This window comes from Pseudomonas sp. TWP3-1, assembly GCF_049896625.1.
Taxonomy (GTDB): domain Bacteria; phylum Pseudomonadota; class Gammaproteobacteria; order Pseudomonadales; family Pseudomonadaceae; genus Aquipseudomonas.
In genome coordinates, this window is sequence record NZ_JAFCUQ010000010.1 from 189,258 (window position 1) to 213,259 (window position 24,002).

Sequence of the window (24,002 nt, forward strand, 5' to 3'; positions counted from 1 at the left end):
TCATTCACTGGTAAGGGCCTTGACCGGATCGAGCCGGGCTGCTTTGCGGGCAGGCATGAAGCCGAAGATGACGCCGGTGGCCAGCGCGCAGCCGAAGGCGCCGCAGACCGCGATCCACTGGAATGCCATGGCCACGCCGCCGAGTTGCAGCGCGCCGCCGACCAGCAGCGCCAGACTGATTCCGGCAATTCCTCCGACCACCGAGAGCATCACCGCTTCGGTGAGGAATTGGCGCAGGATGTCGCGCTGGCGGGCCCCGGTGGCCATGCGGATGCCGATTTCACGGGTACGCTCGCGGACGGTCATAAGCATGATGTTCATCACGCCGATGCCGCCCACCAACAGGGAAATGGCAGCGATCGCCCCGAGCATCAGTGACAGCGTGCCCTGGGTGCGTGCCTCGGCCTGAATCATCGCGGCGTTATTGGTCAGCTCGAAATCCTTTTTGCCGTTATGCCGGCGCAGCATCGCTTGCTCGATCGCCTGCTCGGCCTCCTTGACCTTGCGCGCGTCTTTGGCGGCGATCACCACGTATTCCGGATTGCGGCTGCCGAACAACCGGGTGCTCGCGGCGGAGTAGGGCACGGCGATGCGGTTATCGCTGTCCGAGTCGCCGGAGCTGGAGCCTTTTTCGGCGAGCACACCAAGCACCTGAAACGGTACGTTTTCGATCAGGATGTACTGGCCCACCGGGTCGGCCACATCCTTGAGCAGCTTCTCGCGCACCTTGGCGCCGATCACCGCCACGGCTGCGGCGCTGTCTTCGTCGGCCTGAGTAAAGTAACTGCCCTGAACCACCGGCCAATTGAAGATGCTCGGGAAATTGGTGTCGTTGCCGCCCACGTAACTGGAGTGGTCAGCACTGCCGAAGCGCACGCCCGCGGTTGCACCATTGACCGGCATGATGCGATCGACCTGAGGCAGAGCAGCCAGCTCGGCGACGTCGTCAAGGGTGATGATGCCCGGTGGCGTGCGCGGGTTGGGCGCGGCGCCACTGAGGTAGATGATGTTCGAACCGAAGGCGCCCATCTGCGCCATGACCTGGCGTTTGCTGCCTTCGCCCACAGCCAGCATGACCACCACCGATGCCACGCCGATGACAATTCCGAGCAAGGTCAGGGCGGTGCGAAAACGGTTGACCCACATCACACGCCACGCCGCTTGCACCGCGTCCAGCAGTTCGCCTTTCCACGCGCCAGTCTGGGTGCTGCCGCTGTTCAGGCGCTGGCGCAGATCCACCGCTTGCAATGCGCCGGGATCGGGATTGTGCGGGGAGACTGAATGCTCGGCGCTGTCGCTGATGATCAGACCGTCGCGGATTTCGATGATGCGGTTGGCGCGCTGCGCGACCTCGCGGTCGTGGGTGATGAGTATCACCACGTGACCCTGGCCGGCGAGTTCGTCGAGCAGGGTCATGACTTCGGCGCCACTGTGGCTGTCGAGGGCGCCGGTGGGTTCGTCGGCGAGGATGATATGGCCGCCATTCATCAACGCTCGGGCAATCGAGACGCGTTGCTGCTGGCCGCCGGACAACTGATGCGGCCGGTTGCCGGTGCGCTCGGCAAGGCCCAGGCGGCCAAGCAATGCGCTGGCCCGGGCATGCCGCTCGGCAGCCGGGGTACCGGCGTAAATGGCAGGCATCTCGACGTTTTCCTGAGCTGATCCGGAAGGGATCAGGTGGTAGCCCTGGAACACAAAACCGAACGCCTCACGCCGCAGCCACGCCAGTGCGTCGGTGTCCAGTTGTGCGACGTTTTCACCGGCAAACAGGTACTCGCCGCTGGTGGGACGGTCGAGGCAGCCGAGGATGTTCATCAGCGTCGACTTGCCGGAGCCGGAGGCGCCGACGATGGCGACGAATTCGCCGGCATGAATCGATAAATCGATACCGCGCAATACCTCCACCAGTGGGCTGTCGTTACCGCCGTAAGCTTTGCGGATCTGACGCAGATCGATCAGGGGCGTGTGCATTCAGCCTCCGCTGCCGGTGGCCGGGCTGCTCAATACATGTTCGCCTTCGGCAAGCCCTTCGAGGATTTGTGTGCGCAAACGGTCGCTGATACCGGTGCGTACTTCGCGCGATTGAATCTCGCCGTTAGCGGCAACAATCTGTGCGCGTTGCCAGTCCGTGCGGTCGCTGCGTTGCAGGGCGGCGGAGGGCAGGGTCAGGGTGTTTCGCGCCTGTTGGGCGACGAAGAACACCTGGGCGGTCATGTCGGTCATCAGGGCGTTGTCGGCGTTTTCGACATCGAGCAATACGGTGTACAGCACGACACGCTCGCTGCCGCTGCGGCCGCTGGTGGGGCTGGCGCCCTGACTCTGTTCGAGCGGACGCGGCGGCACCGGCAGAATCTGCCGCACGGTGCTGCTCCAACGCCGTGTACCGCCGCTGAGAGTGGTGAAGTACGCGGTCATGCCCGGTTTCACATGGCCGATATCGGCTTCGGAGACTTCAGCCCACACCGTCATCGGTGACAGGCGCGCGATGCGCAGAATCAGCGGGGTCTGCTGCTGCGCGTTGAGCGTCTGGCCTTCGCGGGCACCCACCGCCACCACGGTGCCGGTCATCGGCGCATAGATGCGTGTATAGCCGAGCTCGGCTTCGTCGCTGCGCAGGCTCGCCTGGGCCTGGCGGATCTGCGCCTGAAACATATCCACTCGCGCCTGAGTCGCGCGAACCTCGGCGCGGGCAGTCTGCACGTCTTCTTCGCGAGTGGCGCCGCCAGCGGCAAGCTTTTGCTGGCGCTGATATTTCTGTTGCGCCAGATCGTGCTGGGCGCGTTGTTCCTGCAACTGGGCCTTGAGGTTTTCAATGGAAAAACGCCCGGCGTCGAGCTTGGCCTTTTGCGTGGACGGATCAATCTCCACCAGCAACTGACCTTCCTTGACCGCATCGCCGGCCTCGACGTGGATTTTCTGGATCTGCCCGGACGCTTGCGCGCCGACATCCACGTAGCGCCGTGGTTGCAGGGTGCCCAGCGCAGTCACGCTGTTTTCGATGTCGCCGCGCGTCACCTGCACGGTAGCCAGCGTGTCCCGGCCCGGCGGCAGAACTTGCCAGGCGGCTGCGGCAATCACAGGGATCAGACAAAGGGCGGCGAACAGGGCGCGTCGGGCGGGGCGGGGACGTTTCATGCAGGGTTCCGGCCAGTGAAATTCGGCCCGTCGTTCAGCTGGCTGAACGCTGCCGCAAGGCGCGACAGACACGGGGAGCTGTCCTGTAAACGATGAGTGAGCGCGGGAATTTAAGCGTCAACACACCAAGTTACAGGTTGCCGGGCAGGACTATTTGGTCAGCAAAGACAATCACTACTTTAAATCTATATGAGAATTACTATAAATTACGCACCTCAAGCTGCCACCATCTTGCTACTGCACTCCAGGCGTTAGCAGAGCGGTGTGCTCAAGGACAGAAACCGCGCTTTTCGCGGCCGGGAGTCATGTTGGAAAACTACTATCGCGAGCTGGTGTGTTTCCTGAACGCCAAGCTGGGCAACCGTCAGGTTGCCGAAGATGTGGTGCATGACGCCTTTGTACGGGTGCTGGAACGCTCCAGTGATACACCGATCGAGCAACCGCGGGCTTTCCTTTATCGCACCGCGCTGAATCTGGTGATCGATGACCATCGGCGCAACGCCTTGCGTCAGGTCGAATCGCTGGAAGTGCTCGACAGTGAAGAGCGCTATTTCACGCCGTCCCCCCACAGCACTCTCGATCACAGCCAGCGTCTGGAAATGCTCCAGCGCGCCTTGGCGGAGCTGCCACCGCTGTGTCGCGAAAGTTTTCTGCTGCGCAAGATCGAAGGCCATTCGCACCCGGAGATCGCTGAGCATCTGGGGATTTCCAAGGCGCTGGTGGAAAAACACATCGTCAACGCGATGAAACATTGCCGGTTGCGCATCAAACAATGGGATGCCCATTGAGCTGTTGCCGGTAAATTTTATTTCACTGTCCTCGTTCCTACTCAACAGACGACCTGCTGTTCCCGCTCAAGGGCCGGCCGGTCACCCAAGCTCTTCCTCCCTGCTGTTGAGGGGTTCATCCAGAGGACACTGGAAATGACACAGGCAATTGCATCGCCCATCGTTCACGACCTGATCGGCGTCGGCTTCGGCCCTTCCAATCTGGCGCTGGCCATCGCTCTGCAAGAGCGCGGCCCGATCCAGGGCGAACTGGATGTTCTGTTTCTCGACAAGCAACCCACCTACAGCTGGCACGGCAACACCCTGTCGACCCAGAGCGAGTTGCAGATTTCCTTCCTCAAGGATCTGGTGACCCTGCGCAATCCGACCAGTCCGTACTCGTTCGTCAACTACCTCAAGCAGCACGGGCGCCTGGTGGATTTCATCAACCTCGGCACCTTCTACCCGTGCCGCATGGAGTACAACGACTACCTGCGCTGGGTCGCCGGGCAGTTCACCGAACAGAGCCGATACGGCGAAGAAGTGCTGACCATCGAGCCGGTGCTGCACAACCATCAGGTTGAAGCGTTGCGAGTGATTTCCCGTGGCAGCGACGGCCAGCAATTCGTGCGCACCGCGCGTTCGGTGGTGGTCAGTGCTGGCGGCACGCCGCGCATTCCCGAAGCGTTCAAAGCGCTGAAGGGTGACGGCCGGGTGTTCCACCATTCGCAGTACCTGTCGCAAATGGCCAAGCAACCGTGCGTGAACAATCAGCCGATGAGCATCGCGATCATCGGTGGCGGGCAGAGCGCGGCGGAAGCATTCATCGATCTGAACGATTCGTTCCCGTCGGTGCAGGTCGACATGATCCTGCGCGGCTCGGCGCTGAAGCCGGCGGACGACAGCCCGTTCGTCAACGAAGTGTTCTCGCCGGAATTCACCGACCTGATCTTCCAGCAAAAGAGCAGCGAGCGTGAGCGGCTGGTCAACGAGTACCACAACACCAACTACTCGGTGGTCGACATCGACCTGATCGAACGCATCTACGGCATCTTCTACCGTCAGAAAGTTTCCGGTGTCGCGCGTCACGCGTTCCGCACGTTGACCACGGTCGAGAAAGCCACCGCGACCGACAACGGTATTGAACTGGCAGTGCGCAACAACGCCACCGGCGAAGTTACTGTGCGCACGTACGACGCGGTGGTGCTGGCCACCGGTTACGAGCGGCAGATGCACCGCAAACTGCTGGCGCCGCTGGAAGAATATCTGGGCGACTTCGAGGTTGATCGCAACTACAAACTGATCACCGACGAACGTTGCAAGGCCGGTCTGTACATGCAGGGCTTTTGCCAGGCCAGCCACGGCCTGAGCGACACGCTGCTGTCGATCCTGCCGATCCGCGCGGACGAGATTGCCGGCTCGCTCTATGAGCATGGCAAGCATCGTGGGCATCGTTCGATGGCGGATCTGTTGTTGGCGACTGCCAGCTAAAACCTGGTTGTCTGTAAGGGCCTCATCGCGGGCAAGTCGAATCGTCGCACCGCCGCTCCCACAGGTTTCTCCAGTGAACATAGATTTTGTGTCCACCCGAGATCCCTGTGGGAGCGGCGGTGCGACGATTCGACTTGCCCGCGATGAGGCCCTGAGCAACAGCACAAAACTGTCAAAGCTGAACCCTTCCTGAACATCCGCCACATTCCCCAACCTCATTCCTTTTGCGGGTTTACTCTCCAGAAATCGGGGCGTAAGCTTCGCGCGTTTTCATCAATAGCGGAGACCCACAGTGGGTACTTGTTCGAGTGACAGTTGTCGGCCGGTCTCGGTAACCGGCAGATTCTCGGCAAGATAACGCGCATCTTTTTGTGCCGTTGTCTCGCCGAACAGCGAGCAGCGGCATCCCGATCCTGACCGATTCCGGTCATGTCCCGACGTCCTTCTCATCGACACTGAAAAGAGCGTGATTACGACCTCATCGTCGTCATCGCAGCCCTATCGACACGCCTGTCTTTTCTGACTGGCGCGCCACGCCTTGCCGTGCCGGTTTTCCGGTAGGCAAAGGCAGGCTCGTACCTGCTTGACGGTTTCCCGGCTGACCATAGGGGCAACAGCCATGAAACTTACGCTCAAGGAATTTTTCGCAGGCTTTCTGCGTAACCGCCACATCGCCCGGCACTTCCGCCGACTGGCGTTGCTGGAAACCATCAACGACACCACGGTCAGCCGTGAAGTCCCGCCGACGCTGGCCAACGTGTTGGTCGATGCCGCGCATTGCGACAGCGGCCCGCTGCTGTCGTCGCTGGGCACTCACTCCGACGGCCTGACCGACATCGAAGTCGAAGCACTGCGTGCGCAACACGGCCTCAATGAAGTCGAACACGAGCAGCCGCTGCCGTGGTGGACCCATCTGTGGCACTGCTACAAAAACCCGTTCAACCTGCTGCTGACCCTGTTGGCGGTGATCTCGTGGCTGACCGAAGACCTCAAAGCCGCCACCGTGATTTTCTCGATGGTGGTGCTCTCGACCCTGCTGCGCTTCTGGCAGGAAAGCAAATCCAACCAGGCTGCCGACGCGCTCAAAGCAATGGTCAGCAACACCGCTACGGTGCTGCGCCGCGATGCGCCGCGCGCTGAATTGCCGATCAAGCAACTGGTGCCGGGCGATCTGATCGTGCTCTCGGCCGGTGACATGATTCCCGCCGATTGCCGGGTGCTCAGCGCCAAGGATCTGTTCGTCAGTCAGGCAGCGATGACCGGTGAATCAATGCCGGTGGAGAAATTTCCGCGCCAGCCCGATCGCGACACACGCAATCCACTGGAGCTGGAGAACATCCTGTTCATGGGCACCAACGTGGTCTCCGGTACGGCGGTTGCGGTGATCCTGACTACCGGCAACAGCACCTATTTCGGCGCATTGGCCCAGCGCGTTGGCGCCACCTATCGCGCGCCGACTTCGTTTCAGCAGGGCGTGAACAAAGTCAGCTGGCTGTTGATCCGTTTCATGTTCGTCATGGCGCCGCTGGTGCTGTTCATCAATGGTTTCACCAAGGGCGACTGGACCGAGGCGTTGCTGTTTGCGCTGTCGATTGCCGTGGGCCTGACCCCGGAAATGCTGCCGATGATCGTCACCTCGACCCTGGCCAAAGGTGCAGTGTTTCTGTCGCGCAAAAAAGTCATCGTCAAACGCCTCGACGCGATCCAGAACTTCGGTGCAATGGACGTGCTGTGCACCGACAAGACCGGCACCCTGACCCAGGACAAAATCTTCCTGGCGCGCAATGTCGATGTCTGGGGTGAAGACTCGGATGACGTGCTGGAAATGGCTTACCTGAACAGCTACTACCAGACCGGCCTGAAAAACCTCCTCGACGTGGCGGTGCTGGAACACGTGGAAGTCCACCGCGAACTGAAGGTCGGCACGGCGTTTCGCAAGATCGATGAAATCCCGTTCGACTTCAATCGGCGCCGGATGTCGGTGGTAGTCGAAGGGCGTGGCGAACCGCATCGGCTGATCTGCAAAGGCGCGGTGGAAGAAGTGCTGGCGGTGTGCAGCCGTGTGCAGCACGGCGAAGTAGAGGAAGCTTTGAGCGATGAATTGCTGGCGCGAATTCGTCAGGTCACATCAGCATTCAACGCTGAAGGCTTGCGCGTGGTGGCGGTGGCAGCTCGCTCGATGCCTGAAGGTCGCGACACTTACAGCCTGGCCGATGAGCAGGAACTGACCTTGATCGGTTATGTAGCGTTTCTCGATCCACCAAAAGAAAGCACCGCGCCAGCGCTCAAGGCTTTGGCGGCACACGGCGTCGCAGTGAAAGTGCTCACAGGCGACAACGAACTGGTCACGGCGAAAATCTGCCGCGAAGTCGGCCTCGCTCAGCAAGGCCTGCTGATGGGCAACGACATCGAGCGCATGAGCGACGCGGAACTGGCGGTGGCGGTGGAAACCACCAACGTGTTTGCCAAACTGACGCCGTCGCACAAAGAACGCATCGTGCGCATCCTCAAGGGCAACGGTCATGTGGTCGGGTTCATGGGCGATGGCATCAACGACGCCCCGGCATTGCGCACCGCTGATATCGGCATTTCCGTGGACAGCGCGGTGGACATCGCCAAGGAAGCCGCCGACATCATCCTGCTGGAAAAAAGTCTGATGGTGCTGGAGGAGGGCGTGCTCGAAGGACGGCGGACCTTCGCCAACATGCTCAAGTACATCAAGATGACCGCCAGTTCGAACTTCGGCAACGTGTTCTCGGTGCTGGTGGCCAGTGCGTTCATTCCGTTTCTGCCGATGCTGCCCATGCACCTGTTGGTGCAGAACCTGCTGTACGACATTTCGCAGATCGCGATCCCGTTCGATAACGTCGATGAAGAAATGCTCAAGCAGCCGCAGCGCTGGCAGCCCGGTGACGTCGGGCGCTTCATGCTGTTCTTCGGGCCGATCAGTTCGATCTTCGACATCACAACTTTTGCTTTGATGTGGTACGTGTTTGATGCGAACACTCCGGATCACCAGACGCTGTTCCAGTCCGGCTGGTTCGTGGTCGGGCTGCTGACCCAGACGCTGATCGTGCACATGATCCGCACGCCGAAGATTCCGTTCCTGCAAAGCCGCGCAGCCATGCCGCTGCTGGTCATGACCGGAATCATCATGGCCGTGGGCATCTTCCTGCCGATGGGACCGCTGGCGCACTATTTCAAACTGCAGGCGCTACCGTCGCTGTACTTCGTGTTCCTGCCGATGATTCTGCTGGCGTACATGGCGCTGACCCAAGCGGTGAAAGGTTTCTACATCCGCCGGTTCGGCTGGCAATAACAGCACTGCCAATTTCTGTGGCGAGGGAGCTTGCTCCCTCGCCACAGGTCGGTTCATCAAGGATTTCATCATGCAAGCCATCAACAACCTCAACCTGACCTCGCTGATCGACACCCTCGTCAGCCTCAGCGCGGCGTTCATTCTCGGCGGTCTGATCGGCTTTGAGCGCCAGTACCGGCAACGCACGGCGGGCCTGCGCACCAACGTGCTGGTGGCGGTCGGTGCGGCGATCTTTGTCGACATGGCCAACCGTCTCGCCGGGGCCGAAGGCGCGGTGCGCGTGGTTGCTTACGTGGTCTCCGGCATCGGTTTTCTCGGTGCCGGGGTGATCATGCGCGAAGAGGGCAACGTGCGTGGCCTCAACACCGCTGCGACGTTGTGGACATCCGCGGCGGTCGGCGCCTGTGCCGGCGCCGATCTGCTTGCCGAAGCGGTGCTCGGCACACTGTTCATTCTCGCGGCCAATACCTTGCTGCGACCGATCGTCAACAACATCAACCGCCAGCCACTGGACGTGGTCTCGGCAGAAGTCACCAACATCGTCTATGTGATTGCCCGACGTTCGCAGAAAAAAGCCGTGCTGGCCTTGCTCGAAGCCGAATTGGAACGCAGCAACTACCCGGCCAGCGACGTCGATGTGCATGCGTTTGGCGCCGACGAAATTGAGGTCGAAGCCACCCTGGCGACCACCTCGGTGGACGGTGATGAACTGGATGCACTGGTGGCGCGGATCTCGACTTCTACGCTGGTGGTGCAGGCGTTCTGGAGTCCGAGCACGACCGAATAAGCGTTGCTGGCCAACATATCGCAACGCAACAACCCGGATGAATGACTGGTTTTTTAGGAAAAGTCCTACAGAAGACTTCGCGTGGCGTGCGTAACCTTGGCGACCCTGAAGCAGCCACCGCCCGGGTAATCCACCGTGATCCACAAAGACTTGCGCATTCTGATCGCTGATCCACAGCACTTTCAGCGAATGATGATCGAGCGATCGTTCAATCGCCTCGGCTACTACCGCATCGCTCCGGTGCAATCGCTTATCGAACTGCTGACGCTGGTTGACAGCGAGTGCACGACGTTCGACGTGGTGCTGGTGAATGCAGATCTGGCGGCAGGTTCGCTGAATCTGGCGGAATACCTCCTCGATAACCCGCAGGTTCGTCAGTGGCTGATCTATAACGAGCCTTTGAGTGATGCGGCAACGCCGGACCTCCAGACAATCGAGCGTTTGATGTCGCGGGTCGAAGCGTCACGCAAGCAGGAGGTTGTGACCTGGAACCAGGCGTTGCCCATGCAATGCAGGGCGTGAACACAGTTTTCAGCCGGCCGCAACTGTCAGATCTGACAGGTAGATTGATCGCGATTCCCGTGCAACAGTCGTTGAGCAGCCACCGTGGCGCCAGCGTCCTACGTCTGTATGGGGAGGGGTAATGAATAAAGCGCTGATTGCTGACGATCATCCGGTGATCCAGAGCGCCGTCAGTCTGATTCTGCAAGCGTTGGGCTTCGACACGATTTATCTGGCGACCAGCGGTGTGGAAGCCTTGTCGGTGATTCGCGAACACCAGCCGGATATCGCGATCCTGGACTTGAAACTCGAAAAAGGGAGCGGCTTGGAGGTGCTTGAGCGTATCCGGTCGAGTGGCTTGAGTAGCCGGGTGCTGGTCTACTCGGCGGCGGGAAATGACCACTACATGCAGCGCTGCAGGCACGTCGGGGCAATGGGTTACGTCAACAAGGCAGCGCCATTGCAGCAGTTGCGCGATGCCATCAAGGCTCTCATGACCGGTTACACCTTTTTCCCTGAATCCGCATTCAACGGGAGCAGAGGTACGCCACACAGCAGTGAGCGCCAGATGATCGATCAATTGTCCGATCGGGAACTGCAGATTCTGGTCCAGCTGGCCGCTGGCAAAGCCAACAAGGACATCGCGGTCGAGATGTATCTGAGCCATAAAACCATCAGCACTTATAAAACCCGCCTGATGCTGAAACTTGGGCTGAGCTCGCTGGTGCTTTTGCGCGAATTTGCCACGCGTAACGGGCTGATCTGATGGCGCGCGCATGAGGCCGGGCGAAGTTGTCCTCGCGCTGCTTTTGGTAATCGGGATTGCGGCATGGGCCAGCGCCACGCCGCAGGAACTGGAAGTACTCCCCCGCGCCAGTCTTGAAAACGTCCATCTGCAACTGGACGGCAGAGACCAACAATGGCTACGCAAGCTTGCGCCATTGAGCATCGGGGTTTCAGGTGCCGATTACGCGCCGTTCGAAGTGACGCGCAATCAGCACGAGCTGGAAGGTCTTTCCGCTGATTACGCCGACATGCTTGGGCAACTGTTGAATGTTCCGGTCAAGGTGCTGCGTTACCCGAACCGTGATGACGCCATGGCCGCGCTCAAGTCCGGCACTCTCGATCTGCTGGCTACTTCGAACAATTTCGAGCGTGCCGACCCGGGTTTGACGCTGTCTCGCGCCTACGCCGAAGATCAGCCCATGTGGGTTATCCGGCACAACGCGCTGCTGCCGGCGGACCTTGCGGGCAAGCGCATCGCCATGGTTGAAGACTACTTGCCCGCGTCGACCATTCGGCAGGCATATCCCGGCGCCGTGCTGATCACGTATCCCTCGATTCTCGATGCCCTCGGTGCAGTGGCATTCGGCATGGCCGACCTGTATCTCGGCGACTTCATCAGCTCCAACTATCTGATCAACACCAACTACCGCAATGACCTGCAATTGGCCGGGCCTGCCGGGCTGGACGCCAATCCGTTCGCTTTTGCAATGGCACACGGCAATGCCCGATTGAAGCGCATCGTCGACCAGGCGTTGCTGGCCATCCCCATGGAACAGCGGCAGCTCATGGAGCAGCGCTGGAGCGCTGGCCGCGCCGACATGAGTGGACAATTGCGCGTGAGTCTCAGCCCTGGTGAGCACGATTGGCTCGAACAACATCCAGTGGTGCGGGTCGGTGCCATTGAGGATTTCGCCCCGCTGACATTCTTTGATGCTGATGGGCAGTTGCAAGGTCTCACTGCACGATTGCTGGATCTGATCACCCAGCGCAGTGGACTGACATTCGAGATCGTGCGCGGGCAGTCTCTGGATGCTCAGGTCGAGCAGCTCAAGAGCGGGACGCTGGATGTGTTGCCCGTGTTGACGCCGAGCCGCGAGCGAGAAACCGAGATGCTGTTCACTCGCGCCTACCTGAACAGCCCATTTGTGTTGATCACTGGTACGCAGGCCCATGCACCGCGCAGTCTGGGCGAGATGGCAGGCAAGCGCCTGGCGCTCTATCGCAACAATCCTCTGCGTGACTACCTGTTGGATCTCGTGCCGGATATTCGCCTGATCGAGTTGCCGAGTCCGGCGCAGGGCACGCAGGCGCTCCTTGAAGGTCAGGCGGACGCGACGTTGAGTTCGCTGCTGGTCGCGCGCTATCTGATTGATCACCGGTACCGCGAGCGATTGCGCATCGTGTCCACCTTGGGCGATACCCCGGCCAGAGTGGCCATGGCCACTGCGCAGGACGCACCGCAACTGCATTCAATTCTGAACAAGGCACTGCTCAGCATCACTCCACAGGAGATGGACGATCTGCTATCGCGCTGGAGTCATAACGTGGTTGTGCAGGACAGTTATTGGCTGCGCCATCGCCAGCAAATCCTCCAGGGGTTTGCGATGGCGGCGGGGTTGTTGCTGCTGGCCCTGCTGTGGATCGCTTTTCAGCGCCGACAGATCCGTCAGCGTCAACAATGGCTACATGAGTTGCAGCAAGCCAAGCAAGCGGCCGATGACGCCAACCGCGCCAAGACGACTTTTCTGGCCAGCATGAGCCACGAAATCCGCACGCCGATGAGCGCGGTGATCGGCACTTTGGAGCTTGCCCGCAAGCGTGCCGATGAAGGTGTCACTGATCATCTGGCTATTGAAGTTGCAGCCAGTGCCGCCCAGCACGTGATGGAGGTGATCGGCGATATCCTCGATATCGTGCAGATCGAAGCCGGGCGAATGTCTCTAGTGCCTGAGCGCGCCAATTTGCGCGACGTAGTGTTATCGGTCTGTCGGATTTTCGAGGGCCTGGCAGGGGAAAAGTCCCTGCGGTGGAACGTCGATGCTGATCCGCGCAGTGACATCGAGGTGCTGATCGACCGGACGCGATTCATGCAGGTTTTGTCGAACTTGCTGAGCAACGCGATCAAGTTCACCGACAGTGGCGAGGTGAGTTTGCAACTGCGCGTGGCTGCCGGTGGGGAAGGCCTGCTCTCGGTCAGCGTATTTGTCAGAGACACCGGTATCGGCATCAGTGCCGCAGACCTGCGGCAGTTGTTCAGTCCGTTTGTCCAGGTGGGCAATCATCCCCAGGCACCGCGAAGTGGTTCCGGGCTGGGTCTGGCCATCAGCCGCACGCTGTGTGAAATGATGGGCGGGCAGATACGCCTTGCCAGTGAGCCGGGGCGGGGGACGCGGGCCAGCATACAGGTGCAACTGCCGATAGCGTCCGCGCGAGCCGCCGACGTTGTAGCGGCGCAGGTTACTGCGCCGCAGCATCGTCAATTTGAAGTTTTAGTGGTGGACGATAACTCGGTAAACCGTTTGGTGCTGTGTCTGCAATTGGAAGAGTTGGGGCACCGTACGTGTAGCGCCAGCGATGGCCCGGCGGCCTTGGCATTGCAGCAAGGGCGGCATTTTGATGCAGTGATCACCGACATCAATATGCGCGGGATCAATGGTTATGAGGTTGCGCAAGCGATTCGCGAAGCAGAGGCGAGAGCTGGCGGGGGACGCTGTCTGATTCTCGGCTATACCGCCAACGCACAAGTCGAGGAAAAGCAACGCTGCCTCGATGCCGGCATGGATGATTGTCTGATCAAACCGATCCGCCTGGACGATTTGAGTCGGGCTTTGAGCCGCGCAATACCCTGCGCTGGCGAGACTGTCCGTTCTCAGGCCGACGCCTCGGCCGAGATCGACCTTGACCCCTTGCGGCAATTGGCGGGCGACGACCATTCGCGCATTGATCGTCTGCTCGATGAGGTTTTACGCAGCCTGCACGTCGACCTGCAATGTCTGCACGACTTGAGCCAGCAACACGATCACGCAGGCCTGAGCGATCTGGCCCATCACATCCAGGGCGGCGCGCAAATGGTCGGTGCGGCGCGGGTGGTGAATGCATGTCACGACCTTGAGCAGGCGTGCCGCGATGGCGAGGCGGCTGTAGTGGCTAGCGCAGTCGAATCACTGCGCGAAGCCATGCACAGCCTCGCGCAGCGTATTCATTCCTGATAGATCAGTCGGTTGGGGCGCCATGCCTTGGATCGAAGATCTGCGTCTATCGTTCTGCTGGTAGAACGATGCGGCTGCTTTTAACCGGCTAGTGCGACACAGGTTGCAGATTTATGATGAATTCATCAGACCTTTCTTTCAGGAGTCCGAATGAAAAACATCATCGGTATCTACACCAGCCCTCGCGGCCATTGGGTCGGCGACGGTTTTCCGGTGCGTACGCTGTTTTCCTACGACAACCTGGCGCAGCACATCAGCCCGTTTTTGTTGCTGGACCACGCCGGCCCTGCGGAGTTTTCTCCAACCACCGAGCGCCGTGGGGTAGGTCAGCATCCGCATCGCGGCTTTGAAACGGTCACCATCGTCTATAAAGGCGAGGTCGAGCATCGTGACTCCACCGGCAGTGGCGGCAAGATCGGCCCAGGGGATGTGCAGTGGATGACCGCTGCTTCCGGGATTCTCCACGAGGAATTTCATTCCACAGACTTTGCCAGAACCGGCGGCACGCTGGAGATGGTCCAGCTGTGGGTCAACCTGCCGGCCAAGGACAAAATGGCCGCTCCGGCTTACCAGACGATTCTTGACGGTGACATCCCGAACATTGCGCTCAAGGACGATGCCGGCAGCCTGCGCCTGATCGCCGGTGAGTTCGACGGCCACACAGGCCCGTCTCGCACCTTCACGCCGATTGATCTGTGGGACCTGCGCTTGAACGCCGGCAAGTTGCTGACGCTTGATCTGCACGACGGTCGCAACACCGCTCTGGTTGTGTTGCGCGGCGCTGTGCGGATCAACGATCAGCAAGTCGCTGCTGCTGGCCAACTGGTGTTGTTCGAACGCGCTGGCCACGAGCTGACGCTGCAAGCCGAGGCCGATGCCATGGTGTTGGTGCTCAGTGGTGAGCCGATTGATGAACCGATCGTTGGTCACGGCCCGTTTGTGATGAACAGCGAGCAAGAGATCCATCAAGCCTTCGCTGACTTCCAGTCCGGGCGGTTCGGCCGGATGCCTGTCTGAAATCTACTAACCCTGTGGGAGTGCGCCTGCTCCTGCAGGGTTTTGAAGAGGTTTTGAGGACCGTATACATCCCGCCAAATCAATTGCTCCTACACTGAGCCCAATCTGTGCGATCTTCTCGCGATTGGCCCCTGTCGGAGTTGTTTGATGCTGTCTCTGCTCACCGAACATCCGTTGTTTTGTGCATTGATCCTGATCCTCGTCGACCTCGGGCTGTGGCGGCTGATCAGCTCGCGCGGCAGCGAGTGGAAGCTGCTGGTGCGGGTGCTGATTTTCACCCTGTTCAGCATCGTGCTGTTCAACGAAGGTCTGAATCCGATGGAGCCGGCGCCGTGGGCCGACAACGTGCCGCTGCATCTTGCTGCGACCGGGTTGCAGATTGGCTGGTGGCTGTTCGGTGCGCGGACGCTGACGGTGTTGCTCGGCGCGGTGATGATGCAGCGGGTCGGGCACACCGGGCGCTTGTTGCAGGACTTGCTGGGTGCGGTGATCTTCCTGATCGCGATCATTGCGGCATTGGCCTACGTACTCGATCTACCGGTCAAAGGCGTGCTGGCGACTTCCGGCGCTTTGGCGATCATTGTCGGTCTGGCGTTGCAGAGCACCTTGAGCGACGTGTTTTCCGGGATCGTCCTCAACACCACCAAGCCCTATCAACTGGATGACTGGATTTCCATCGACGGCACCGAAGGGCGGGTCACCGATATCGACTGGCGCGCCACGCGTCTGCAAACCAGTCAGGGCAGCATGGCGGTGATTCCCAACTCGCTGGCGGCCAAGGCCAAGATCATCAACTTCAGCCGCCCGAGCGACATGTTCGGAATCTCCATCAGCCTGCAAGTCAGTCCGCATGCGCGGCCGAACACGGTGATCGAAGCGCTGGAGCGCGCCATGCAGGGTTGCCGTCCTTTGCTCGACCACCCGGCGCCGAACGTGTCACTGAAAAGCTCGGCCAGTGGCGGCGTGGAGTATGAAATCAGTGGCTTCGTCGCTTCGATGAACGAAAAGCGCACGGTGCGCAATCAACTGTTCGATCTGGCCTATCGGCACTTGCAGGCGTCTGGAGTCAACCTGTTGTCGAGCGTCGAACCCAGCCCGCCCGCGCACCTGTCGCGGCCACGCGGGTTGCTCCACAGTTCGCCGATTTTCTCCACGCTGCGTGAGGAAGAAAAAGAAACGTTCAGCCAGAACATGACCCTGCAAACCTTCCGTGCCGGCGAGACGATTCTCGGCGCAGGCGAGGTCAGCGATCACTTGTTCATCATTGAATCCGGCGTGGTCAGCGTGACTCTGACGCGCCACGGCGTACCGTTCGAATCCGGGCGCATGGGGCCGGGCGAGGTGATCGGCGAGGCCGGGATTCTTTCCGATTCATCAGTGCCGGCCGCTTTCGCCGCAAAAACCTTTTGTGCGATGTATCGCATCGAGAAGACATATCTCAAGCCATGCCTGGACGCTCGCCACGACATCAACGACGCCATGCAGACGCTGCTCGATTATCGCCTGCACAAAGCGCAAGCGCTGACGCAGGACGCGCCGGTGATCGTGCCGAAGAAGGGCTTTTTGCAGTGGCTGCGCAATCGGGTATGAGCAGGCAAATCCAACGCAACCACTTCGGCACGGTGGCGGTCACAGCTTAACCGTCACTGGCAGGAGCTTGCGTCGATGAAAAAGCTGCGGATCGCCACCTACAACGTCAACGGGCTGCGCGCGCGGCTGCCGAATCTGCTGGAGTGGCTCAAGCGCGAACAACCGGACATCGTCTGTCTGCAAGAACTGAAGCTGGTCGACACTGCATTTCCCGCTGCAGAACTTGAGGCGGCGGGCTACGGTGCAATCTGGCACGGTCAGGTGGCGTGGAACGGTGTGGCGATTCTCGCTCGCGACGCGCAACCGCTGGAGAGTCGGCGCGGCTTGCCCGGCGATCCGGATGACAATCAAAGCCGATATCTGGAAGCCGCCGTGCACGGCATTCTGGTCGGCTGTCTGTATTTGCCCAACGGTAACCCGCAACCGGGGCCGAAGTTCGATTACAAACTGGCCTGGTTCGAACGCTTGATCAGCTACGCCAAGGATCTGCAACGCAGCGATCATCCGGTGGTGCTGGCCGGTGACTACAACGTAGTGCCCACGGATATGGATATCTACAACACCCGCTCATGGCTCAAGGATGCACTGCTGCAACCTGAGAGCCGCGAGTGCTATCAGCGCCTGCTCGATCAGGGCTGGACCGATTCGCTGCGGCATCTGTATCCCGAGGATCGGCTGTATACGTTCTGGGATTATTTCCGCAACCATTGGCAGAGCAATTCCGGGTTGCGCATCGACCATCTCCTGCTCAATCCGGCGCTGAGTCCTTATCTGCATGAGGCCGGGGTTGATGCGTGGGTGCGCAACGAACCTCACGCCAGCGATCACGCGCCGACCTGGATTCGCATCGATTCTCGCAAGAAGCGATAGTGGCGATTGGCGAAATCAATTGTCGAAGCGTGGCTCGGATCCCGTATACATGGCGACCATCAGCGGAACGATCCGCAGCCACTGCATAAGGACCGAGCAATGAGCGAGCCACGCCTGACGGACGTCAAACTGTATCTGCAACGCCTGGGTTTCGAGCAACCTCCCGCGCCGACACTCGATACCTTGCGCCAATTGCAACTGCGCCACACCGGGGTTTTTCCCTTCGAAAATCTTTCGACCATCAGCGGCGAAGCGGTGCTGATCGATCTGCCATCAGTGCAGCAGAAAATTCTGCACGATGGACGGGGCGGTTATTGCTACGAACTCAACAGTCTGTTTCTGGCGCTGCTGCTTGAGCTGGGTTTCGATGCGCGTGGTATCAGTGGTCGGGTAGTAATGGCTCAGCCCGAAGGTGCATGGACGGCGCGCACGCACCGCGTGAGTCTGGTGACCATCGACGGGGTGCGTTACATCACTGACGTAGGCTTCGGCGGCATGGTGCCCACCGCACCGTTGTTACTCGACACTGAAAGCGAGCAAGCCACGCCGCACGAACCCTATCGCATCGAAAAGCAAACTGACGGTTACATGCTCTCGGCCAAGGTCGCTGGCGAGTGGCGCCCGATGTACCTGTTCGATCTGCAGCGCCAGGAAGACATCGATTTCACCCTCGGCAACTGGTACGTCTCGACGCATCCGGAATCGCCGTTCGCTAACCGTCTGATGGTCGCGCGCACTGGCGATGGCTGGCGGCGTACGTTGAACAACGGGAGTTTCGCGATTCATCGTATGGGTGCCGAGAGCGATCGGCGCGAGGTGGTGGATGTAGAGGATCTACTCGATCTGCTTGAGATTGAGTTCGGAATACGGGTCGCGAGCCCGCAGTTGTTGAGGCCGGTGCTCAGACGCCTTATCGACCCCGGTCAGGGATCCTCAGCGTAAGCATCGACCTGGATAATGAAGTGATCGATACTGGCCCACGACTCTCGTTGCCTGACCTCTGTTTCCTCTGAGCCAATGCTGATCAGGTAGTTGATGCCTGTTGTTGGATCTCTGAAGCCATTTTGGGTCGAGTCCCAGACACAACAGGCGCGCGTGATCGGCGATATCCCGAAGTGCTGCTCAAGGTACTTTTCGGCTTTCGAAGCATTGGCTCCGGAAACTTCATAGCTGGCTGAAAATGGCTGGCCCATGCGGTCCAGTGCCTGCTTGCAGCCTTGAAATTCAACAAATGATGGCTTGTCTCCGAGCCTCGACAGAAAGTCATCACAAGTAAAGTCGGCGCTGGCGCTGTTGGCAATCACCAACAACAGCGCGGGTATCAATCGAGCAAGGATTAGCTGTTTCACTTATTTCTCCACCAGCAGTTCGCCGACATATTTGCCGCCTTCACCTTTGACTCGTCGGCTAATCAGGTAGTCGTAGACGTCATTCCATTTGGCCAACTCATAGAAGGTTACGCAGCCCTCGGAAATGTGGCCAACGTGAATGTAACGGCTGCTATTGCCCTTCTTGCCCTGTAGTTCGATTGGAAACCAGACGTCTGTGCAATGCAGATTGGCTTTGACCTTGTAGCCGCCCGTCGGCACGTTGGCATGGGAGCGGTCGGGGGCCATGATCCGGTGGCGGCCAGGAGGTATCGGCGTGTAGTTCTCATCCCAGATGGTATTGAGTGTCACCTTGGCCGTCTGGCCGTTGAAGCTGACTTGCGCCCACTGCTGCAGGCGCCGGCCTTTGAACTCTGATACGGCATATGCCGGAGCACCCACATATTTGACTTTCACGGTTGCCTGGCCAGAGGTCGGGGCGTCCGTCAAAAACTGCATCGCGTTTTCGCTTTTCAGGCTGGCAGTCTCTCCGGCGAACTCCGAGTTGCCATCGGCAATCCGGAAATACGTCCGACCTCCGGACTCTTTGATGAGGGTGACTTTGGTGAACTCGCACAAGGCCACCAGCACGCCGGTCGAATCCAGCTTTACCGCCAGCCAACCGTCGTCGTTCGCGCGCTTGGTGTACTTGGTGATGACGGCTGCAGTGTGAGTACTGCCGGACTGGGCGTTCGAGGTTGCCCGGTTATTGCTCAAGATTGCCTGCGCCATGCGAGTTACAGCTCCTTTAAGTTTTCAGCTGATCGACGTTGAATACTCAAGCAAGGTCGTCGGGTTCAAGATGAAGTTGCTCGCTGGCACGGGTGGATACCCGCCTGGTCAGTCCGAGTTCATTGGTTACTCCGCGAAATACGATGCCCGATGCCGTCGTGATTTTGTAAGCGAAGTCCGGGACCGGTTCCCCGTCGGCGTCCAGCAAAGTGAACTGCTCGTCGAAGCCCAAGTTGATCGGTAGAACGGGGCTGATCGGCGCGCCACCGCCGCTATGGCCAATGATGACGGTTCCGGAACCACCGACGATAACGTCGCCGTGGGAACCCAGGCTGCCTTGAATGGCTGCATTTTTTCCGTTGATGAAGACAGTGGCGGAGGTATTGCTACTGATTGCGCTGCCGCAGGAGGCCGGGTCACCCAGTCGGGCGGCTGGCAAGCCGTCAAAAAATACGTTCGGGGAGCCGGCGGTGATGGTCTGTCCGGCGTGTGCCGGGCACGAGGTGGCGTCTGTTGCGCGTGCGGCTGGTTTTCCACTCATGCTGAAGTCCTTTTCTGGGCCTTGGGGGCGGGATCTACCGTTAGTCCATACGGCGTCGTGGCTGGATCCTGACACGCGCGGGGCGAGGACTCAACCTTGTTCGTCGGTTGCGGATTAGATGACGCACGGCTGTAAAGTTGTATACAACTCTATGGACATTTGTCCTGAGTCTTGCATACAGTGTGCGCATAACAAAAACCAGGGAACCCCCCAACCATGAAAACGCCCCATGTTTCACACCAACGGCCCGAGGACGAGAATCTCGGGGTCGGCGCGAATATGGCTTACGGCCTGCAACATGTTCTGACCATGTATGGCGGTATCGTCGCGGTGCCGCTGATCATCGGCCAGGCGGCCGGTCTGTCGCCGGCAGACATTGGTTTGTTGATTGCTGCTTCATTGTTTGCGGGGGGGCTGGCGACGCTGCTGCAAACCCTCGGTGTGCCGTTTTTTGGCTGTCAGTTGCCGCTGGTGCAGGGCGTGTCGTTCTCTGGTGTTGCGACCATGGTCGCGATTGTCAGCAGTGGCGGGGAGGGTGGCTTCCAGTCGGTGCTCGGCGCGGTGATTGCCGCGTCACTCATAGGACTATTGATAACCCCGGTGTTCTCGCGAATTACCAAGTTCTTCCCGCCGCTGGTCACCGGGATTGTGATCACCACTATCGGCCTGACGCTGATGCCCGTGGCCGCACGCTGGGCGATGGGCGGCAACAGTCACGCGCCGGACTTCGGCAGCATGCAGAACATCGGTCTGGCGGCGGTCACGCTGGTGCTGGTGTTGCTGCTGAGCAAGGTCGGCAGCTCGACCATCTCGCGCTTGTCGATTCTGTTGGCGATGGTGATCGGTACGGTGCTGGCGGTGTTCCTCGGCATGGCCGATTTTTCCACCGTCACCCAAGGCCCGATGTTCGGCTTCCCGACGCCGTTTCACTTCGGTATGCCGACCTTCCACTTCGCAGCGATCCTGTCGATGTGCATCGTGGTCATGGTGACGCTGGTGGAAACCTCGGCGGACATTCTCGCCGTCGGTGAAATCATCGGCACCAAGGTCGATTCCAAACGTCTGGGCAACGGCCTGCGCGCCGACATGCTGTCGAGCATGTTTGCACCGATCTTCGGCTCGTTCACTCAAAGTGCCTTTGCCCAAAACGTCGGGCTGGTGGCGGTGACCGGGATCAAGAGCCGCTTTGTGGTGGCCACCGGGGGCTTGTTTCTGGTGATCCTCGGCCTGCTGCCTTTCATGGGACGGGTGATCGCGGCGGTACCGACTTCGGTTCTGGGCGGCGCCGGCATCGTGCTGTTTGGCACCGTGGCGGCGAGCGGCATTCGTACGCTGTCCAAGGTCGATTACCGCAACAACGTCAATCTGATCATCGTCGCCACTTCAATCGGCTTCGGCATGATCCCGATTGCCGCGCCGAGTTTCTACGATCAATTCCCGAGCTGGTTCGCGACCATTTTTCACTCGGGCATCAGTTCGTCGGCGATCATGGCGATATTGCTGAATCTGGCGTTCAACCACTTCACCGCTGGTAACTCTGACCAGCAGTCGGTGTTCGCAGTCGCAGAGGAGCGCACCCTGCGCTATCGCGACCTGGCGGCACTACGCGAAGGGGACTACTTCTGCGACGGCAAACTGCATGACTGCGACGGCAAGGAAGTCCCGGTGATTGAAGTGGACGCGGATCACGGCCACGGTGCGCCTAAATTGCAGAGTAAAAGCAGCGAGCATGTCTGACTGCTTTGACGTTTGAAAAAGGGCCGATCTGGTGACAGATCGGCCCTTTTCATTTGGGCGGATATCAGTCGACCGCGTTGAATCTCCGGTTAAATGCCACCACGTCGGCGTGGGAAGGATTACTGGCGAAGAGTTCAGGCAAGCGCACATTAAACTCCTCCCGTTTCGGCGCTGCGGCTCCTTTCACTGCTGCGGCCAGTGCCGGACGCATTTGAGCAGCCGTGTAATCGCAGCAGTAAGCTGGAGTGCATGGCTGTTGCCGCCATGAATCCTCAAGGCTTGCGCTGTCCACCGGATCGAAGCCAACGTCGTCAACGAGCTGCATCACGAGCGTTTTCTGATGGGCATCGTCGCCCGCCACAGCTACGCCCAGACGGCCCTCTGTCCCTTTCGGCTGACCAAGATTTTCCAGCGAGTAAGCCAGGAGATTATTGAATGCCTTGATGACGGGTCGGCCGATCTGCTCGCTGACCCAGACGCTTTCCGTCTGACCCGATTCCAATGAGCGAATCCGCGCGTCTCTCAGGCCTGGGTAGTAGTTGCTGGTGTCGACCACTGGAACCGAGGAGGGCAGTTCGGATAGCAGGTCTTTTGGCAGCGTTGCCATTGCAGGCAGAGGAACGGCAAGTATCACAGCATCGGCGCCGTCTATTGCGCCTTTGAGGTCGGCAGGGGTGACGCCGGCTTCTCTTGCAAAGCTGCTGACGGCAGCTTTGCCCCGGGAGTTGGCCACGCTGACTTGATGGCCAGCAGCGGCGAGCCGACGAGCAAGATTGCCGCCAATAGATCCGATTCCAACGATAGCGATTTTCATGGTTTGTCCAGAGACTCAAAGTCCGGCTACGGTATTATCGATGCTGCAAAATTCGCAAGAACCGACGTTTTTGTCTGTAACCCACCAAAAGGTAAGTGATGATGGATCGCGAGTGGGAATGTCAGAACCCAATACGGCGCCAGGCATGGTCCGCCGCTGTCAACGCCACCCTTCGCGTGCTGGAGGGAAAGTGGAAGATCGTCATCATCAATGAGCTGATGGCCGCCAAGGGCCGTCCGCTTCGGTTTTCCGAACTGGAGAAACTGATTCCTGATGTCACGCAGAAGATGCTGATCCAACAGTTAAAAGGGCTGCAACAAGACGACATCGTCCATCGAACCGTTTATCCAGAAGTGCCTCCACGGGTGGAGTACGCCCTGACAGAGCTCGGTCATGCACTTGCCCCGACGATGACTGCTCTCATCGACTGGGCTGAACTCCGGCACCTGCACCATCTAGAGCGTGCCAAAACCGATGCCCCATAGTGCCTCTCAGGCACGCCGTCCCCCCTCAGTGGAGGTCTGCCGCGTGACACCTGCGAAAGGGGCGGCTAATGACTAAATTACAATTTGGTCACAAGTTGTCAACCACCTTGGGGATGAGTAAGCTGCTCGCATGAATCAGCCATCAGTTTCTTCGCCCAGCGCCCGAGGCCCCGTCGATCACGACATTCGAGACCAGATTGTCGCGGCGGCCAACGAGCATTTCAGTCAGTACGGTTATGGCAAAACAACCGTTTCTGACCTGGCCAAGGCCATCGGATTTTCCAAGGCTTACATCTACAAATTCTTTGAGTCCAAGCAGGCGATTGGTGAAGCAATCTGTAAAAATTGCCTGACGGAGATCGTCACGGCAGTGGAGCAGGCCATCAACGTAGAGGGCATTTCGCCGACCGAACGGTTTCGGCGTCTGGTCAAAACCGTGATCGCTACAGGTGTGAGCCTGTTCTTCAACGACCGGAAACTCTATGACATCGCAGCGTTTGCGGCGTCAGAGCGCTGGCCCAGTTCAGAACTCTATGACGCTCAGATCAAGAACTTCGTGATGCAAATCGTGCGTGAAGGGCGAGAACTGGGAGAGTTCGAGCGCAAGACACCGCTGGACGAAACGGTAGAGGCGATTCATCTCGCGCTGCGGCCCTTCATCAATCCTTTGCTCTTGCAGCACAACCTCGATGTTGTTGAGCAAGCCCCTTCTCTGATCTCCAGTCTGGTTCTGCGCAGCCTGATGCCTTGAACCTTTGCTGACGGATGCACTACGCATCCGTCTCAGCTTGTACGCCTGAAAAACCGATATCAGTCTTTTCTGCTGTGTTCTGATCCAGTGGAAAGTATGCACC

The 24,002-nt window shown here is 59.4% G+C and carries 20 protein-coding genes; 14 read left to right on the plus strand and 6 right to left on the minus strand.

The annotated features are described in order from the left end of the window. Positions 1-1,971, minus strand: a complete 1,971-nt coding sequence (locus ACP7BN_RS15885) for a MacB family efflux pump subunit (RefSeq protein ID WP_426205177.1) — start codon at positions 1,969-1,971, stop codon at positions 1-3. Continuing rightward, a complete protein-coding gene (locus tag ACP7BN_RS15890) occupies positions 1,972-3,135 on the minus strand; it encodes an efflux RND transporter periplasmic adaptor subunit (protein WP_426205178.1) in 1,164 nt (387 codons plus the stop codon). It lies immediately after the preceding gene. 305 nt (positions 3,136-3,440) lie between these two features. On the opposite strand from ACP7BN_RS15890, the gene ACP7BN_RS15895 reads away from it, so the two are divergent. The 11 genes from ACP7BN_RS15895 (at position 3,441) to ACP7BN_RS15945 (ending at position 18,414) form a co-directional block, all read left to right on the plus strand. Beyond that, complete coding sequence (locus ACP7BN_RS15895; protein ID WP_426205179.1) at positions 3,441-3,923, plus strand: sigma-70 family RNA polymerase sigma factor; 483 nt, start codon at positions 3,441-3,443, stop codon at positions 3,921-3,923. Positions 3,924-4,058: 135 nt separating this feature from the next. Beyond that, a complete protein-coding gene (locus tag ACP7BN_RS15900) occupies positions 4,059-5,393 on the plus strand; it encodes a lysine N(6)-hydroxylase/L-ornithine N(5)-oxygenase family protein (RefSeq protein WP_426205180.1) in 1,335 nt (444 codons plus the stop codon). Positions 5,394-6,012: 619 nt separating this feature from the next. After that, positions 6,013-8,712 carry a magnesium-translocating P-type ATPase gene (mgtA, locus tag ACP7BN_RS15905; RefSeq protein WP_426205181.1) on the plus strand — a complete coding sequence of 900 codons (2,700 nt, stop codon included), beginning with the start codon at positions 6,013-6,015 and terminating at the stop codon, positions 8,710-8,712. A gap of 70 nt (positions 8,713-8,782) precedes the next feature. Further along, a complete protein-coding gene (locus ACP7BN_RS15910) occupies positions 8,783-9,499 on the plus strand; it encodes an MgtC/SapB family protein (protein ID WP_426205182.1) in 717 nt (238 codons plus the stop codon). 135 nt (positions 9,500-9,634) lie between these two features. After that, positions 9,635-10,021 carry a hypothetical protein gene (locus tag ACP7BN_RS15915; RefSeq protein ID WP_426205183.1) on the plus strand — a complete coding sequence of 129 codons (387 nt, stop codon included), beginning with the start codon at positions 9,635-9,637 and terminating at the stop codon, positions 10,019-10,021. A 121-nt stretch (positions 10,022-10,142) separates the two neighbouring features. Continuing rightward, the gene (locus tag ACP7BN_RS15920) at positions 10,143-10,766 is read left to right on the plus strand and encodes a response regulator (RefSeq protein WP_426205184.1); all 624 of its coding nucleotides are present in this window, start codon (positions 10,143-10,145) and stop codon (positions 10,764-10,766) included. A gap of 10 nt (positions 10,767-10,776) precedes the next feature. Next, a complete protein-coding gene (locus ACP7BN_RS15925) occupies positions 10,777-13,995 on the plus strand; it encodes a transporter substrate-binding domain-containing protein (protein WP_426205185.1) in 3,219 nt (1,072 codons plus the stop codon). A gap of 150 nt (positions 13,996-14,145) precedes the next feature. Then, positions 14,146-15,012, plus strand: coding sequence for a pirin family protein (locus tag ACP7BN_RS15930; RefSeq protein ID WP_426205186.1), 867 nt, complete (start codon positions 14,146-14,148; stop codon positions 15,010-15,012). Positions 15,013-15,159: 147 nt separating this feature from the next. Beyond that, positions 15,160-16,602, plus strand: a complete 1,443-nt coding sequence (locus ACP7BN_RS15935; RefSeq protein WP_426205187.1) for a mechanosensitive ion channel domain-containing protein — start codon at positions 15,160-15,162, stop codon at positions 16,600-16,602. 75 nt (positions 16,603-16,677) lie between these two features. Then, entirely contained in the window at positions 16,678-17,472 is a 795-nt protein-coding gene (locus tag ACP7BN_RS15940; RefSeq protein ID WP_426205188.1) for an exodeoxyribonuclease III, read from the plus strand. 99 nt (positions 17,473-17,571) lie between these two features. After that, complete coding sequence (locus ACP7BN_RS15945) at positions 17,572-18,414, plus strand: arylamine N-acetyltransferase family protein (RefSeq protein WP_426205189.1); 843 nt, start codon at positions 17,572-17,574, stop codon at positions 18,412-18,414. Here the strand turns inward: ACP7BN_RS15945 and ACP7BN_RS15950 are convergent. The 3 genes from ACP7BN_RS15950 to ACP7BN_RS15960 are packed head-to-tail and all read right to left on the minus strand — an operon-like array spanning position 18,396 to position 20,112. Beyond that, positions 18,396-18,821: a DUF4952 domain-containing protein gene (locus ACP7BN_RS15950; protein ID WP_426205190.1), complete on the minus strand. Its 426-nt coding sequence runs from the start codon at positions 18,819-18,821 to the stop codon at positions 18,396-18,398. The two genes, ACP7BN_RS15945 and ACP7BN_RS15950, sit on opposite strands and share 19 nt — an antisense overlap. Next, positions 18,822-19,571, minus strand: a complete 750-nt coding sequence (locus tag ACP7BN_RS15955) for a hypothetical protein (RefSeq protein ID WP_426205191.1) — start codon at positions 19,569-19,571, stop codon at positions 18,822-18,824. It lies immediately after the preceding gene. A 46-nt stretch (positions 19,572-19,617) separates the two neighbouring features. Next, on the minus strand, positions 19,618-20,112 hold the full coding sequence (locus tag ACP7BN_RS15960; protein ID WP_426205192.1) for a PAAR domain-containing protein: 495 nt from the start codon (positions 20,110-20,112) through the stop codon (positions 19,618-19,620). Positions 20,113-20,328: 216 nt separating this feature from the next. Between ACP7BN_RS15960 and ACP7BN_RS15965 the strand changes: the two genes are divergently transcribed. Beyond that, complete coding sequence (locus tag ACP7BN_RS15965; RefSeq protein ID WP_426205193.1) at positions 20,329-21,849, plus strand: nucleobase:cation symporter-2 family protein; 1,521 nt, start codon at positions 20,329-20,331, stop codon at positions 21,847-21,849. A gap of 64 nt (positions 21,850-21,913) precedes the next feature. On the opposite strand, the gene ACP7BN_RS15970 is transcribed toward ACP7BN_RS15965, so the two are convergent. Further along, on the minus strand, positions 21,914-22,663 hold the full coding sequence (locus tag ACP7BN_RS15970) for an NADPH-dependent F420 reductase (protein WP_426205194.1): 750 nt from the start codon (positions 22,661-22,663) through the stop codon (positions 21,914-21,916). 101 nt (positions 22,664-22,764) lie between these two features. Here ACP7BN_RS15970 and ACP7BN_RS15975 point away from each other — a divergent pair, with 101 nt between their 5' ends. Continuing rightward, positions 22,765-23,148, plus strand: coding sequence for a winged helix-turn-helix transcriptional regulator (locus ACP7BN_RS15975; RefSeq protein ID WP_426205195.1), 384 nt, complete (start codon positions 22,765-22,767; stop codon positions 23,146-23,148). A gap of 130 nt (positions 23,149-23,278) precedes the next feature. Further along, a complete protein-coding gene (locus ACP7BN_RS15980; RefSeq protein WP_426205196.1) occupies positions 23,279-23,899 on the plus strand; it encodes a TetR/AcrR family transcriptional regulator in 621 nt (206 codons plus the stop codon). The last annotated feature ends 103 nt before the right edge of the window (positions 23,900-24,002 follow it).